This is a genomic window from Delftia acidovorans SPH-1 (assembly GCF_000018665.1).
In the GTDB taxonomy this organism is placed as follows: domain Bacteria; phylum Pseudomonadota; class Gammaproteobacteria; order Burkholderiales; family Burkholderiaceae_C; genus Comamonas; species Comamonas acidovorans.
Genome location: NC_010002.1, coordinates 33,348 through 48,588, shown reverse-complemented (window position 1 = coordinate 48,588; position 15,241 = coordinate 33,348). Strand labels below are relative to the sequence as shown.

At 67.9% G+C, this 15,241-nt stretch carries 16 protein-coding genes; 14 read left to right on the top strand and 2 right to left on the bottom strand.

All coding sequences use genetic code 11. The annotated features are described in order from the left end of the window. The first annotated feature begins 78 nt into the window (after window positions 1-78). From DACI_RS00210 to DACI_RS00185, 6 genes are all read left to right on the top strand, one after another. Entirely contained in the window at window positions 79-834 is a 756-nt protein-coding gene (locus DACI_RS00210) for an SDR family NAD(P)-dependent oxidoreductase (RefSeq protein WP_012201982.1), read from the top strand. Window positions 835-847: 13 nt separating this feature from the next. Beyond that, the gene (locus DACI_RS00205) at window positions 848-1,234 is read left to right on the top strand and encodes an NIPSNAP family protein (protein WP_012201981.1); all 387 of its coding nucleotides are present in this window, start codon (window positions 848-850) and stop codon (window positions 1,232-1,234) included. A gap of 12 nt (window positions 1,235-1,246) precedes the next feature. After that, window positions 1,247-1,798 (top strand): VOC family protein, encoded by a 552-nt coding sequence (locus DACI_RS00200; protein ID WP_012201980.1) that lies wholly within the window; start codon window positions 1,247-1,249, stop codon window positions 1,796-1,798. A gap of 100 nt (window positions 1,799-1,898) precedes the next feature. Further along, window positions 1,899-2,873 carry a tripartite tricarboxylate transporter substrate binding protein gene (locus DACI_RS00195; protein WP_012201979.1) on the top strand — a complete coding sequence of 325 codons (975 nt, stop codon included), beginning with the start codon at window positions 1,899-1,901 and terminating at the stop codon, window positions 2,871-2,873. 4 nt (window positions 2,874-2,877) lie between these two features. Next, window positions 2,878-3,459 (top strand): NADPH-dependent FMN reductase, encoded by a 582-nt coding sequence (locus DACI_RS00190; protein WP_012201978.1) that lies wholly within the window; start codon window positions 2,878-2,880, stop codon window positions 3,457-3,459. An 81-nt stretch (window positions 3,460-3,540) separates the two neighbouring features. Then, window positions 3,541-4,659, top strand: coding sequence for an alkene reductase (locus tag DACI_RS00185; protein WP_012201977.1), 1,119 nt, complete (start codon window positions 3,541-3,543; stop codon window positions 4,657-4,659). Window positions 4,660-4,764: 105 nt separating this feature from the next. Here DACI_RS00185 and DACI_RS00180 read toward each other — a convergent pair whose 3' ends face one another. Then, window positions 4,765-6,468 (bottom strand): methyl-accepting chemotaxis protein, encoded by a 1,704-nt coding sequence (locus DACI_RS00180; protein WP_012201976.1) that lies wholly within the window; start codon window positions 6,466-6,468, stop codon window positions 4,765-4,767. A gap of 300 nt (window positions 6,469-6,768) precedes the next feature. On the opposite strand from DACI_RS00180, the gene DACI_RS00175 reads away from it, so the two are divergent. Both DACI_RS00175 and cueR read left to right on the top strand, forming a co-directional pair. Continuing rightward, complete coding sequence (locus tag DACI_RS00175; RefSeq protein ID WP_012201975.1) at window positions 6,769-6,963, top strand: heavy-metal-associated domain-containing protein; 195 nt, start codon at window positions 6,769-6,771, stop codon at window positions 6,961-6,963. Between the two features lie 44 nt (window positions 6,964-7,007). Next, window positions 7,008-7,442, top strand: coding sequence for a Cu(I)-responsive transcriptional regulator (cueR, locus tag DACI_RS00170; protein WP_012201974.1), 435 nt, complete (start codon window positions 7,008-7,010; stop codon window positions 7,440-7,442). Between the two features lie 26 nt (window positions 7,443-7,468). Here cueR and DACI_RS00165 read toward each other — a convergent pair whose 3' ends face one another. Next, window positions 7,469-8,239 carry a TetR/AcrR family transcriptional regulator gene (locus DACI_RS00165; protein ID WP_012201973.1) on the bottom strand — a complete coding sequence of 257 codons (771 nt, stop codon included), beginning with the start codon at window positions 8,237-8,239 and terminating at the stop codon, window positions 7,469-7,471. A gap of 130 nt (window positions 8,240-8,369) precedes the next feature. On the opposite strand from DACI_RS00165, the gene DACI_RS00160 reads away from it, so the two are divergent. From DACI_RS00160 to DACI_RS00135, 6 genes are all read left to right on the top strand, one after another. After that, window positions 8,370-9,254 carry an ABC transporter ATP-binding protein gene (locus DACI_RS00160; RefSeq protein ID WP_012201972.1) on the top strand — a complete coding sequence of 295 codons (885 nt, stop codon included), beginning with the start codon at window positions 8,370-8,372 and terminating at the stop codon, window positions 9,252-9,254. Next, window positions 9,251-10,132, top strand: coding sequence for a branched-chain amino acid ABC transporter permease (locus DACI_RS00155; protein ID WP_012201971.1), 882 nt, complete (start codon window positions 9,251-9,253; stop codon window positions 10,130-10,132). Before DACI_RS00160 ends, DACI_RS00155 begins: the two co-directional genes overlap by 4 nt. A 22-nt stretch (window positions 10,133-10,154) precedes the next feature. Beyond that, entirely contained in the window at window positions 10,155-11,192 is a 1,038-nt protein-coding gene (locus DACI_RS00150) for a branched-chain amino acid ABC transporter permease (RefSeq protein ID WP_012201970.1), read from the top strand. Between the two features lie 37 nt (window positions 11,193-11,229). Next, the gene (locus DACI_RS00145) at window positions 11,230-12,411 is read left to right on the top strand and encodes an ABC transporter substrate-binding protein (RefSeq protein WP_012201969.1); all 1,182 of its coding nucleotides are present in this window, start codon (window positions 11,230-11,232) and stop codon (window positions 12,409-12,411) included. A 25-nt stretch (window positions 12,412-12,436) separates the two neighbouring features. Continuing rightward, window positions 12,437-13,255, top strand: a complete 819-nt coding sequence (locus DACI_RS00140) for an ABC transporter ATP-binding protein (protein WP_012201968.1) — start codon at window positions 12,437-12,439, stop codon at window positions 13,253-13,255. A 145-nt stretch (window positions 13,256-13,400) separates the two neighbouring features. Next, window positions 13,401-15,236 (top strand): AMP-dependent synthetase/ligase, encoded by a 1,836-nt coding sequence (locus DACI_RS00135; RefSeq protein ID WP_012201967.1) that lies wholly within the window; start codon window positions 13,401-13,403, stop codon window positions 15,234-15,236. Window positions 15,237-15,241: the final 5 nt, after the last annotated feature.

Below are 15,241 nucleotides of genomic sequence, written 5' to 3'. Positions count from 1 at the left end.
GATTTGAAAACAATCGGAATAGCCGATCAACCACGGCCCGGCCAGGGCACGGCAAGGCCGGGCGCCACGGATTTCCGAATGATGCAACTCTCCCATCCGCCATTGCAAGACAGAATCGCCGTCGTCACCGGCGCCAGCAGCGGCATAGGCGCCGCCACGGCGCGGGCCCTGGCCCGCGAGGGCGCCACCGTCGTGATCGGCTACCACCAGGGCCGCGACCGCGCCCAGGCGCTGCGCGAGGAACTGCCGGGCAGCCACCACACGCTGCAGCTGTCGCTGCAAGACGAGGCCAGCCACGCCACCGCCGCCCAGTGGCTGCAGCAGCACCTGGGCCGGGTGGACCTGCTGGTCAACTGCGCGGGCTTCACCGAGCGCATCGCGCACGCGCAGATCGATGCGCTGGAGCCCGCTCTGTTCAACCGCATCCTGTGCGCCAACGTGGGCGGCACCTATGCCGTGACGCGGGCCCTGCTGCCGCTGCTGCGCGCCTCGCAGGACGCCGCCGTGGTCAACGTGTCCTCGGTCTCCGCCTTCACGGGCCTGGGCAGCAACATGGCCTATTGCGCCGCCAAGGCCGCGCTGGACACGCTGACGGTGTCCATGGCGCGCGCCTTCGGCCCGGTGCGCTTTCTCTGCGTCTCGCCCGCCGCCGTGGACACCGGTTTCGTGGAGGGCCGCAGCCGCCAGGAGCTGGAGAAAAAGGCCGCGCACACGCCGCTGGGCCGCGTGGTCGAGCCCGGCGATGTGGCGCAGGCCATCCTCGCCTGCGCCACGCATCTGCGCACGGCCACGGGCACGCGCATCGTGATCGACGGCGGCCACAGCCTCGGTTGAAAGAAGGCACGTCATGCTCGTCGAACAACGCACCTACACCGCCCACCCCGGCAAATGGCGGGACTACATGGCGCTCTACCAGACAGAGGGCCTGGAGCTGCAGCAGCGCATTCTGGGCCGCATGGTCGGCTACTACACCAGCGACTCGGGGCCGCTCAACCAGATCGTCCACCTGTGGGCCTATACGGACCTGAACGAGCGCGCCGAGCGCCGCGCCCGCCTGCTGGCCGAGCCACGCTGGCAGGCCTATGTGGCGCGCATGCTGCCGCTGCTGCAAAGCCAGGAATCGAAGTTCCTGGTCCCGGCCCCCTTCTTCCAGCCCCAGTGGAGCGGCTGCCAGGAGCCGCTCCACGGCGCCACAGGCCCCGCCTCCGCTTCCGGCCCCCTTTCCACCGACTGACAGGAGACATCCATGCTGTGCAAAAAGCTTCACCACGCCGCCTACCGCTGCAAGGACGCGGCCGAGACCGTGCGCTTCTATACCGAGGTGCTGGGCCTGCGCTTCACCCACGCCATGGGCGAGGACCATGTGCCCTCCACGGGCCAGTACAGCCCGCACATCCACATCTTTTTCGAGATGGAGGACGGCAGCTCCATCGCCTTCTTCGAGTGCCCCAGGGACCCGGGCCAGATGAAGGACATGGAGTCGCCGGGCTGGATACAGCACTTCGCCTTCGAGGTCGCCGACGTGGACACCGTGCTGCGCGCCCGGCAGGACCTGCTGGACCGGGGCATTGACGTGGTGGGTCCCACCAACCACGACGACTTCATCACCTCCATCTACTTCTTCGACCCTTCGGGCCACCGCCTGGAGCTGACCGCGCGCACGGCCGACGCGGCGCGCCACCAGGTCTTCGAGCAGGAGGCCATGCAGGTGCTGGCCCTGTGGAACGAGACCCACGACTGGTCGCAGCGCGAAAAGCTCTACGGCGCCCAGACCGGCTACGCACGCGCGGACCGCTAGCCGCAACGCCAGCGAAGCCTGCCAATCCAGCCAAGCCAGCCAAGCCAGCCAGGCCACTGGACACAGCCACAGCGCGCAATACAAAAAAAGGAGACATGACATGACTGCCATCACCCGACGCACGGCCCTGCTTGCAGGCGCCGCCTCACTCTCCCTTTCCACGGCCCGGGCCCAGGGCGGTTTTCCCAGCCGGCCCATTCAATTGATCCACGGCTTTGGCGCGGGCGGCAATGCCGACGTGGTGGCCCGGCTCGTGGCCCAGAAGCTGCAGGAATCGCTCAGACAGCCCGTGGTGGTGGAGATCAAGAGCGGCGCGGGCGGCTCCATTGCCAGCAACTTCGTGGCCAAGGCGGTGCCGGACGGCTACAGCCTGGTCATGCTCACGGGTGCGCACACCGTGTCGGCCGCGCTGCGCAAATCGCTGCCCTACGACGCGGTCAAGGACTTCGCCTTTGTCTCCACCGTCTCGTCCTTTCCCTTCGTGGTGGCCGTGCGTGCCGAGCATCCCGCCAGGACCCTGGCCGATCTGCTGGCCATGGCCCGCAAGGAGCCGGGACGCATCACCTTCACCTCGGTGGGCGTGGGCTCCACCCAGCACATGGCCGGTGAGCTGCTGGGCTCCACGGCAAAGGTACAGCTGCTGCACGTGCCCTACCGGGGCGGCGGCGCACCCGTGCAGGCCGTGATAGCGGGCGATGTGGACGTGCTCAGCGACACGCTGACCGTGGCCATGCCGCACATCAAGTCGGGCCGGCTGCGCGCCCTGGCCGTCACCAGCGCCCAGGCCTGGCCCACCCTGCCCGAGGTGCCGCCGGCCTCGGCCGTGCTGCCCGGCTTCGAGGTGCACTCCTGGCTGGGCCTGGCCGCGCCCGCAGGCACGCCCGCCGACGTGGTGCAAAGGCTGGCCGCCGAAGCCCACAAGGCCCTGAAGGAGCCCGACCTGCTCCAGGCCCTGGCCAGCGCCGGCAGCGCGGCCACGCCCTGCAGCCCCGAGGAGATGCGAGCCATGGTGGGCGCCGAGATCGCGCGCTGGCGCGGCGTCATCCAGCAGGTCGGCATCCCGCTGCAGGCCTGACGCCATGGACATCATCGGCCTGTGCGGCAGCCTGCGCCGCCATTCCCTGAACCGCCTGCTGCTGGAGCTGGCGGGCGAATGCCTGCCACCCCAGGCCACGATGCAGGTCTGCGACTGGCGCGCGCTGCCGCCGCTGGATGCCGACCTGCTGGCCACGGGCATGCCCGCATCCGTGCACCAGTTGCGCGAGCGCATCCGCCGTGCCGACGCCGTGGTGCTGGCCACGCCCGAGTACAACTTCTCCATTCCAGGCATGTTCAAGAATGCGCTGGACTGGATCTCGCGTGGCGACGACCAACCCTTTCGGCACAAGCCCGTGGCCCTTGTCTCGGCCTCGCCCGGCCCGCTGGGCGGGGCGCGCGTGCAGTACGAACTGCGCAAGGTATTGCAGTGCATGGAAGCCGACGTGCTGGCCCGGCCCGAGGTGTTCGTGGGCCAGGCGACGCAGAAATTCGACAGCCAGGGCCTGTGCACCGATGCCGCCACGCGCAGCTTCGTGACGGCGCAGATGCAGGCGCTGGGCCGACTCGTGGCACAGCACCGTCGCCTGCACGACAGCGCGCAAATCCCTGGCCTGCACGATTGATTCCATGGGCGTAATCTGTGCCGTACGCCGCGCCGCCCGCACGGGTGGCGCTTTTGCTTCACGCACAGAAAGCCCCGTTGCATGACCTCTCTGTTCGATCCCATACAGGCTGGCGAACTGCGCCTGCCCAACCGCATCGCCATGGCGCCGCTGACGCGCAACCGCGCACCCCAGGCCCTGCCCAACGACATCATGGTCACCTACTACGCCCAGCGCGCCAGCGCCGGCCTGCTGATCAGCGAAGGCACGGCCATCAGCCACCAGGGACAGGGCTATGCCCATGTGCCGGGCCTGTACGGCAGCGAGCAGCTCGACGGCTGGAAGCGCGTGACCGACGCCGTGCACAAGGCCGGTGGGCGCATCGTCACCCAGCTGTGGCATGTGGGCCGGGTCTCGCACACCTCGCTGCAGCCCGAAGGCCAGGCGCCCGTGGGGCCGTCCCCGGTGGCGGCCAAATCCAAGACCTATGTGATCGACGAGGACTCGGGCAAGGGCCAGTTCGTGCCCACCTCCGCGCCGCGCGCGCTCGCCCAGCACGAGCTTCCCGCCATCGTCCACAGCTTCGCCGTGGCCGCGCGCAATGCCGTGGAGACGGCCGGTTTCGACGGCGTGGAGCTGCACGGCGCCAATGGCTATCTGCTGGACCAGTTCCTCAAGACCGGCGCCAACCAGCGCGATGACGACTACGGCGGCAGCATCGAGAACCGCGCCCGCCTGCTGCTCGAATGCACGCGCGCCGCCGCCGATGCCGTGGGCGGCGGCCGCGTGGGCATCCGCCTGTCGCCCGTCACGCCGGCCAACGACATCGCCGATGCCGACCCCCAGCCGCTGTTCGAATACGTGGTGCGCCAGCTGGCGCCGCTGGGCCTGGCCTACATCCACATCATCGAAGGCGCCACCGGCGGCCCGCGTGAATTGCCCGACCGGCCCTTCGACTACGCGGCCCTCAAATCCGCCTACCGCGAGGCCGGCGGCCAGGGCGCCTGGATGGTCAACAACGGCTATGACCGCGACATGGCGCTGCGCGCCGTGGAAAACGGCCACGCCGATATCGTGGCCTTCGGCAAGGCCTTCATCTCCAACCCCGACCTGGTCCACCGCCTGCGCGACGACCTGCCGCTGAACCCCTGGAACTCCAGCCTTTTCTACGGCGGCGGCGCAGAGGGCTATATCGACTACCCGTTCGCGCGCCAGGCCTGATTTGCGGCCGCACAAACAAAAAGCGGAGTGCATCGCACTCCGCTTTTTTTATTCAGACGATCCACGTGGAGCAGGAGTCAGGCTCCTGTCCCTGCGTCCGCTATCTCAGGCGTGTTCCAGCAGCTGGGTCTCGCGCGTGTCCCGGCCAGAGGCCAGCGAGGCGCGGCCTGCAGCCGGCGCCAGGCTGGGCTGGCCCTGGGAGGGACGGCCATAGGAAGCATGCGAGCCCATGGACGCCACGGCCGCACCGGCAATGCGGAACTGGCCCACCACCTGCGCCAGGCGCGCGGCCTGCTCGCGCAGCGACTCGGCGGCGGCGGCCGATTCCTCGACCAGGGCTGCGTTCTGCTGCGTCATGCGGTCGATATCGCCCACAGCCTGGTTGACCTGGCCGATGCCGCCCGACTGCTCGCTGGAAGCCGCCGTGATCTCGCCAATGATGTCGCCCACGCGCTGCACGCTGTCCACGATTTCCTTCATGGTCTTGCCCGCGTCCTCGACCTGGCGCACGCCCACGTCCACGGCCTGCACGCTGGTCTGGATCAGCGCCTTGATCTCGCTGGCCGCCTGGGCCGAGCGCTGGGCCAGGGATCGCACCTCGGCCGCCACCACGGCAAAGCCGCGGCCCTGCTCGCCGGCGCGCGCCGCTTCCACGGCGGCGTTCAGCGCCAGGATGTTGGTCTGGAAGGCGATGGAGTCGATCAGGCCGATGATGTCGCCGATCTTGCGGCTGGAGGTCGTGATCTCCTGCATGCTGACCACCGCCTGGGCCACCACGTCGCCACCGCGCGTGGCCGTGGTCGAGGCAGAGGCCGCCAGCTGGTTGGCCAGTTGCGAGGACGATGCCGTCTGCTGCACCGTGGCCGTGAGCTGGGACAGCGAGGCCACTGTCTCCTGCACATTGCTGGCCGTCTGCTCGGTGCGCGAGGACAGGTCCTGGTTGCCCGTGGCGATCTCCTGGCTGGCCGTGGCGATGTTGCCGCTGGCGTCGCGCACCTGGGTCACCATGGAGCCCAGACTCTGCTGCATCTGGTCCAGCGCGCGCTGCAGATCGGCCACCTCGTCCTTGCCCTCCACCTTCACGCTCTGCGACAGATCGCCCTGGGCAATGGTCAGCGCCGTCTGGCGCGCCTGCACCAGGGGGCGGCAGATGGACAGCATGTTCATCAGCGTCAGCGGCACCACCACCAGCACCGTGAGCACCACGGCCGCCACGAAGATCCACTGCGTCTGCTCGGCCACGCCCTGCTCCTCCGCGGCCATGGCATCGACCTGCTGGCGCAGCAGCTGGTCGAGCTGTGCGATGAGCTTTTCGACCTCGGCCACCTCGGCCATGGCCTTGCCGCTCATGCGGTTGGCCGTGGTCGCCGTGTCATAGCCACCGGCCTCCAGCTGTCGCGCAATGTGCTCGAACTGCTGGCGGTAGCGGTCCACGCGCTCGGAGATGCCGCTGACGATGGCATCGTCGGCCGGGTCCTCGTCCTTCAGAAAGCGCTCGGCCACGGATTTCACGCGGTCAATGGCAGCCAGCCACTGGGTGTGGGCCTTGCGCACCTCTTCGGCACGCTCGTACTGGATGATCATGTCCTTTTCATGGGCGCGCACGGCACCCAGCTCGGCGCGCAACTCCACCATGTAGCCCATCTTGGCGTACGAGGTATGCATGAACTGCTGACTCATGCCATGGATGCGGAACATGCCCAGCATCCCGGCTCCGCCCAGCAGACCCAGCAGTACCAGCACCATGGCGATGGCACCCAGCATCCGCGTGCGGATCGTGAAAGCCCGCATCATTCCCAACAAGTTCATGACCGTTTTCCTCTCTGTCAGTCAAGGCGCCCGCACGGTCTCCAAATGCATAGCGCCAACGTAAATACAAATTGTTGCAGTTTGTCAGATGATCGCCAATGGCCTATGACGGTTTTTGCCTATTCACGGCTCTTTTCGATCTATCGGCCATTGCAGCGGATCATTGAGCCGGCCGACTCACATCGAATTGGGCCAAATCAACCCTTGTCCAGCCAGACGCTTGACCTTGCCATGGTGTCAGGGTTCAACATGCCGTCCATGGCTTGCGCCACTTCGGCGCGCCCCAACCAGGAGCGAGAGATGCAACATGTTTTCACCGTGCAGGGCATGACCTGCGGCCACTGCGAACGCGCCGTCACCCAGGCCGTGCAGGGCGTGGATGACCAGGCCCAGGTAAAAATCGATCGCGCCGCCCAGCGCGTGGAAGTCGACAGCAGCGCCAGCCGCGAGGCACTGGGCGCCGCCATTGCCGAAGAAGGCTACAAGGTCGCCTGAGAGACACCTCAAAGACACCCGAAGGCATCCGAAAGGCACGCACCATGTCCGCCCACCCCGCACAGCACTGGCCCGTCTCCATCGGCGAGGCCGCGCGCCGCGCCGGTGTCTCGGCGCGCATGGTGCGCCACTACGAAGCCCAGGGCCTGCTGCCGCCCATGCACCGCACGGACGGTGGCTACCGCCAGTACGCCGAGGCCGACGTGCACGCCCTGCGCTTCATCCGCCGGGGGCGCGACCTCGGCTTTTCCATGGACGAGATCGCCACCCTGCTCGGCCTGTGGCAGGACAAAAGCCGCGCCAGCAGCCAGGTCAAGGCCATCGCCCAGCGCCACATCGACGAACTGACCGAGCGCATCGCCGCCATGCAGGCCATGCAGCGCACGCTCAAGACCCTGGTGCACTGCTGCCACGGCGACGACCGGCCGGACTGCCCGATATTGGATGATCTGGCGGCGCAGGAGAGTGCGGCGCCGTAGCGTGTCTCACGGCAGGGAACGGCGCTTCAGCCGCCCGCCTTCGCACGCTTTGCAGGCTTGCCCACCTTGGGTGGCTTGGATAACTTGGGCGTATCGAGAACATCCGCCCGCCGCAACACGCCCCCCATCAAGGTATCAATGCACTGCTGCGCCACTTCCTCGGCCGAGTACTGGCCGCCAGGCTGGTACCAGCGGCCTATCCAGCTGAGTGCGCCGGCAATCACGAAGGCCGTCATCTTGGGGTCGCAGGGGGCCAGCGAGCCCTCCTGCACGCCGGCGGCCACCAGGCGGCGGAAGGCCTGGTCTATGGCGGCCTTCTGGCGGCGCAGTTCGCGGCGGCTGTCGGGGGGGACCTGTTCGTCGCCGACACGGATCAGGCACATGCCGAAGTCCATGGTGACGATGCGCGCATAGACCTGCATGCAGGCGCGCAGCTGGTCCACGGCCTGGCCGCCTGCGCGGCGCGAGGCCTCGATGCCTTCCAGCGTCATGGCCAGGCCCTGGTTCACGCACTGCAGCAGGATCTCGTCCTTGTTCTTGACGTAGTAGTACAGCGTGGGCTTGCTCACGCCCAGCCGTGCGGCGATGTCGTCCAGCGAGGTGGCGGAGAAGCCGCGCTCGTTGAACAACTGGGCGGCGGCCTGCAGCACGGCCTGGCGCTTGGCCTCGCGTTGCTGCTCGCGGTCGGGCGTGCCGCTCCAGGGCGAGTCCACGGAGGGCGCCGCACGGCCTTTGCCGGCGCGGGTTCCGGGGCTGGGGCTGGGTCGGGTCTTGGTTTCAGGGCTCGATTGCTTCATGGCGGCGGGTGCACCGGGGAAATCACCGATGCTGCATGCGGAGGGCGACAACCAGAATCTACTCCAAAGTAAACAGCCTACGCATCAGTAGGCTCCTGCCCGGCTCGACGAACCAACGCACGAGAGCGCCATGGAGACACACCCCGACGGCGGCCCGCCCGCCCCCTTGCTGCAGGTCGATGGCGTCACGCTCGCCTTTGGCGGCGTGAAGGCGCTGTCGGGCGTGGGCTTCGATGTGCAGCCCGGCTCGATCACGGCGGTGATCGGTCCCAACGGCGCGGGCAAGACGTCGCTGTTCAACACCATCTCGGGCTTTTACCGGCCCACGGGCGGCTCCATCCGCTTCCAGGGCGAGGACATCACGCGCACGCCGGCGCCGCGCCGCGCGCGGCTGGGCCTGGGGCGCAGCTTCCAGAACATTGCGCTGTTCCGGGGCATGACGGTGCTGGACAACATCAAGCTGGGCCGCCACGCCCACCTGCGCACCAACGTGCTCGACGCCCTCCTCTACCTGGGCCGCGCGCGCCGCGAGGAGGCCGAGCTGCGCCGCGACATCGAGGAGCGCATCATCGATTTCCTGGAGATAGACCACATCCGCCATGCGCCCGTGGCCGCCCTGTCCTACGGGCTGCAAAAGCGCGTGGAGATGGCTCGCGCCCTGGCCATGCAGCCGCGCATCCTGATGCTGGACGAGCCCGTGGCCGGCATGAACCGCGAGGAGACCGAGGACATGGCGCGCTTCATCCTCGATGTGCGCGCCGAATGGGGCGTGACCGTGCTCATGGTGGAGCACGACATGGGCATGGTCATGGACCTGTCCGACCATGTGGTGGTGCTCAACTTCGGCCAGGTCATCGCCCAGGGCACGCCCGCCGTGGTGCAGGCCGATCCCGAGGTGAACCGGGCCTACCTGGGCGCCGGTGATGTGGGCGAGCTGCGGCGCCGGCTGCGCGGCACGTCCACCCGGCCAGAGCCCGCCACGCCGCAGCCTGCCCTGGCACAGGAAGCCGCATGATGGACTGGGCCTACCTGTTCGAGATCGCCCTCACGGGCCTGGCCGCAGGCGGCCTGTATGCGCTGGCCGCGCTGGCCTTCGTGGTGGTCTACAAGGCCACGCGCGTGGTCAACATCGCCATCGGCGAGCTGCTGATGGTGGGCGCCTACCTGTTCTTCACCTTTGCGGCCATGTTCACGCTGCCGCTGTGGCTGGCCATTCCCGCCGCCGTGCTGGGCACGGGGCTGCTGGGCGCGCTGATCGAGCGCACGATGATCCGGCCGCTGCTGGGCGAGCCGCCGATCTCGGTGTTCATGGTCACCGTGGGCCTGGCCTCGGTGCTGGTGGGCCTGGTGGAGCTGATCTGGACGGCCGACCAGCGCCGCCTGCCCGAGTTCATGCCCACGCAGCCCGTGATGATCGGCGAGGCCTTTCTCGCGCCCAAGGTGGCCTGGGGCGCAGCCGTGGCCGTGGTCTTCATCGCGGCCGTGCTGCTGGTGTTCCGCTACTGGCGCGGCGGCGTGGCCCTGCGCGCCACGGCCAGCGACCAGGCAGCGGCCTATTCGGTGGGCATCAACGTGCCGCGCGTTTTCTCGCTGGCCTGGGTGGTGTCGGCCATGATCGCGGCGGTCTCGGGAATCATCGTCGGCTCCATCGGCGGCATCTCGTCGAGCATGGGCGTGTTCGGCCTGTCGGTGCTGGTGGTCGTCATCGTGGGCGGGCTGGACAGCGTGCTGGGCGCCCTGGTCGGCGGCCTGTTCATCGGCCTGGTGGAGGCGCTGGCCGGCGCCTACCTGGGCGGCGAGTACAAGCTGCTGGCCACCTTCATCGTGCTGGTCGTGGTGCTGATGCTCAGGCCCTACGGCCTGTTCGGCACGCACGAGATCGAGCGGCTCTAGACAGCTTCAGAAAGACGGCAGCATGCGCATAGGCACCCTCAAGGAAAGCTACATCGCCGATGCGGCGCTGTACGACTCCCGCACGCAACGCATCTGGCTGGCCATGGCCGGCGCGCTGCTGCTGCTGTTTCCCTTCATGGCCAGCGACTACTGGCTGTACCTGGCCTGCCTGGTCAGCATCAACGTGGCCGGCGCCACCGGGCTGAACATCCTCACCGGCTACACGGGCCTGGTCAGCCTGGGCCAGGCCGCCTTCATGGGACTGGGCGCCTACACGGTGGCCATCGTGCAGGCGCGCTGGGGCACGCCCGTACTGTTCAACCTGCTGGCTGGCGGCTTCGTGGCCATGCTGGGCGGCATCGTGGTGGGCCTGCCCTCGCTGCGCGTCAAGGGCCTGTACCTGGCGATTGCCACCATCGCGGCCTCGTTCATCGCCCATTTCCTGTTCGCCAACCTCAGGCTCACGGGCGGCACGGCGGGCCTGACGCTGCAGCCGGCCACGGTGTTCGGCGTGGCGCTGGACACCTCGTTCCGGCTGTACTGGGTGATCGTGCCCGTCACGCTGCTGATGCTGCTGGGCGCGGCCAACCTGTTTCGCACACGCATAGGTCGCGCCTTCATCGCCATCCGCGACCGCGACATCTCGGCCGAGGTGCTGGGCATACCGCTGCTGCGCTACAAGCTGCTGTCGTTCGGGCTGTCCTCGTTCTACGCGGGCGTGGCGGGCGGGCTGTGGGCGTACTTCTTTCGCGTGGTCACGCCCGAGAGCTTTCCCCTCTTGATGTCCATCTTCTTTCTGGCGGCCATCATCGTCGGCGGCATGGGCTCCATCCTGGGCGGCATCCTGGGCGCGGTCTTCATGACCATGGTCCCGGAGCTGCTCAAGCTCATCGTGGACCTGCTGCCCGGCGGCTCGGAGCTGGCCGTCTTCCTGTCGCCCGTGCGCACCATGGTGTTCGGGCTGCTGATCATCGTCTTTCTGGTCTTCGAGCCGCAGGGGCTCGCACAAATGTGGCGGCGCCTGCGCCGCTTCTTCCACCTGTGGCCCTTCCGCAATTGAGGCGGCGCCGCGCACGACAAGCAAAAGGAGACAAGCAATGCAGCAACACCCGACCTCCTCGCGCCGCCGCAGCCTGCTGCTGGCGGCCGGCGCCAGCCTGGCCGCACCGCTGGCCGCCCGCGCCCAGGCTGGCGGCGAAGACATCGTGATCGGCGGCTCCATCCCCATGACGGGCGTGTTCGCCTTCGCGGGCGTGGGCATCAATGCCGGCATGGGCGACTACGTGAAGATGGTCAACGAGGCCGGCGGCATCAAGGGCCGCAAGATCCGCTACGTGCCCGAGGACACGGGCTACAAGGTCGATGTCTCCGTGGCCGCGTTCAAGAAAATCACCAGCCAGAACAAGGTCAACCTCTACTACGGCGACTCCACGGGCTTTTCCAAGACCATCAACCCCGAGCTGGACCGCAACGGCGCCATCCTCATGGCGGGCGCCTCCTTCGCCACCGAGCTCAACAACCCGGCCAAGTACCCGAACCAGTTCCTCGTGGGGCCCGACTACACGGAGATGTTCGGCATCCTGCTCAAGCACATCGCCAAGGAAAAGCCGGGCGCCAAGGTGGCCTTCGTCTACTCCGACTCCGAATTCGGCCGCGACCCCATCGAGGCCAGCGAGGCGGCCGCCAAGAAGCTGGGCCTGAACGTGGTGGCCAAGCTGATGACACCGCCCGGCAGCGTGGACGTGTCCACCGAAGTCATCAAGCTGCGCCGCGCCGCGCCCGACTACACCATCTTCCACGGCTACATCCTCGCGCCCATTCCCGAGTTCATCCAGCAGGGCAAGCAGATGGGCATGACCAGCCAATGGATGGGCACCTTCTGGACCATGGACAGCTCCACCGTCATGAAGATGGGCGAGGCCGGCGACGGCTTCATGGGCGTCATGCCCTACCGCTACTACTACGACACCTCGGCCAAGGCGCCCATGCTGGACAAGATCCGCGCGCTGCGCCCCGAGTACCAGAGCACGGCCTATATCCAGGGCTTTCTGGCGGCCATGCTGTTCGTGGAATCGGCCAGGCGCTGCCTGGACGCGGGCAAGCCGCTCACCGGCCCCAACCTCAAGGCCGCGCTCAATTCCATCAAGGACTTCGACACGGGCGGACTGATCGGCGTGCCCATCACCATCAAGGGCAATTCGATTCCCGTGGGCCGCGTCTACAAGGCGGACATGAAGGCGCAGAAGATGCTGCCCGCCTCTGACTGGATCGCACTTTGACCGTCGTCCGAACAGACGCCCGCACATGACCGAGCAGCCCACGGACAAGGTCCTCGAAATCAACAACATCGAGGTCATCTACAACAAGGTCGTGCAGGCCCTGCGGGGCTTGTCGCTGGCCGTGCCGCGCGGCCAGATCGTGGCGCTGCTGGGCAGCAACGGCGCGGGCAAGAGCACCACGCTCAAGGCCGTCTCGGGGCTGCTGGCGCTGGAGGACGGCCTGCTGGCCAGCGGCAGCGTGCGCTACAACGGCCAGTCCACCGCGCAGTACGCGCCCCAGCAGCTGGTGCGCCTGGGGCTGTCGCATGTGATGGAGGGCCGGCGCGTGTTCGAGGACCTCACGGTGGAGGAAAACCTCGTGGCCGCCACCTACGCGCTCACGGGCCGCAATCAAGTCAAGCCCGACTTCGACCTGGTCTACAGCTACTTCCCGCGCCTGCATGAGCGACGCAAAGGCCTGGCCGGCTACCTGTCGGGCGGCGAGCAGCAGATGCTGGCCATTGGCCGCGCGCTGATCGCCCAGCCCCAGCTCATGCTGCTGGACGAGCCCTCGCTGGGTCTGGCTCCGAAGCTGGTGGAGGACATCTTCACCATCATCGCGCGCATCAATGCCGAGCGCGGCACCTCCATGCTGCTGGTCGAGCAGAACGCCACCGTGGCCCTGGCCGTGGCGCACAGCGGCTACATCATGGAGAACGGCAAGATCGTCATCGACGGCCCGGCCGAACGCCTGGCCCAGGATGCCGACGTGCGCGAGTTCTACCTGGGCATGGGTGGTGGCGGCGAGGCAAAAAGTTTTCGCGACCTGAAGCACTACAAGCGCCGCAAGCGCTGGTTGTCATGAAGCACCCCCTGAGTCGCTTCGCGCCTTCCCCCTCTCTCTCGCTTCGCGAGGGAGGGGGACAGCACCCTCGGTGCGGGGCGGCCCTTCCTCGGTGCTCCCGTGTGGGGGCACGCCAGTGTCACAGGCAGCGCGATGGGTCATTGATATGAAGAACCTTCCCGAACTCACCCTGCCCCAGATGCTGGCCGAACGCGCGCGCAGCGATGCCCTGCGCGTGGCCATACGGCAAAAGGACTTCGGCATCTGGAAGCCCACCAGCTGGGCGCGCTACCACGAGCGTGCCAGCCACTTCGGGCTGGGCCTGGCGCAGCTGGGCCTGCCGCCAGGCGGCCACATGGGCGTGATCTCCGAGAACCGCATCGAGTGGGTGCTGGCCCAGATGGGCGCGGGCCTGATCGGCGCCATCACCGTGGGCGTGTACCCCACCAGCCCCACGCCCGAAGTCGCCTACGTGGCGGGCCATGCCGATGTGGACATCATGGTCTGCGAGGACCAGGAGCAGACCGACAAGCTGCTGGCCGCCCTGCCCCAGCTGCCGCGCCTGAAGAAGATCATCGTCATGGAGACCAAGGGCCTGCGCAGCTTCGCGCCGGAGGTCCGCGCCCTGATCGCCACCTTCGACGAGGTCGAGCGCCTGGGCGCCCAGGCCGCCAGCCGCGCCCCCATCGAACAGGCGCTGGCACGCCAGACGCTGGATGACGTGGGGCTGATGATCTACACCTCAGGCTCCACCGGCAAGCCCAAGGGCGCCATGATCACCTACCGCAACATCCGCGGCGTGGTGCCCGGCATTGCCGAGCGGCTGGGGCTGGACGGCGGCACTCGCCACCTGTCCTACCTGCCGCTGTGCCACGTGGCCGAGCAGATGCTGACCAGCTTCGTGCCCGTCTACCTGGGCTCGCAGGTGCACTTTGGCGAGTCCATCCGCACGGTGCAGGAAGACCTGCGCGAAGTGGCGCCCAACATGTTCCTGGGCGTGCCGCGCATCTGGGAAAAGCTGCATGCGGCCATCAGCATCAAGATGCAGGAGACCGGGCCGCTGCGCCGCGCGCTCTACCGGCGCGCCATGGCGGCCTGCGCGCCGCTGGCCGAAAAGCCCCGCAGGCAGTGGAGCCTGGCCGAGCGCCTGGCCTGGGCGGCCAGCTACTGGAGCGTGCTGCGCGCGCTGCAGAACTTCATCGGCCTGCGCGAGGCGCGCGTGGCGCTCACCGGCGCCGCGCCCATACCGCCCGACGTGGTCCGCTTTTTCCGCACGCTGGGCGTGCCGCTGATCGAGGTCTACGGGCTGACCGAATCCACGGGCATGGTTACCGGCCACCGCCTGGACGACGTGGCCGTGGGCAGCGTGGGCGTGGCCACCGAAGGCGTGCAGTGGCGCATCGCCAGCCATGGCGGCCAGCCCGGTGACGAAGGCGACGGCAGCGGCGAGCTCCTGATCAAGGGCGACATGGTCTTCGCGGGCTACTACAAGAACCCAGAGGCCACGGCGCAAAGCCTGCAGGACGGCTGGCTGCACACGGGCGACGTGGTGCGCGTGCAGGGCGGCCAGCTGCGCATCGTGGACCGCCTCAAGGACATCATGATCACCGCCGGCGGCAAGAACCTCACGCCCTCGGAGATCGAGAACACCATGAAGGCCAGCCCCTTCATCAAGGAGTGCATCGTCGTGGCCGAAGGCCGCAAGTTCGTGGGCGCGCTGGTGCAGATCGACTACGAGACGGTGGGCCAATGGGCCCAGGCGCGGCGCATTCCCTTCACGCATTTCCGCTCCCTGGCCGAGATGGCCGAGGTACGCGCGCTGATCGATGCCGAGATCGCGCAGGGCAATGCGCGCCTGGCCCAGGTCTCGCATGTGCGGCGCTTCCACCTGCTGACCAAGGAGCTGGACCACGACGATGGCGAAGTCACGGCCACGATGAAGGTGCGCCGCTCGTCCATCTACAAGACCTACGCCGCCGAAATCGACGCCCTGTACCACTGATCCGC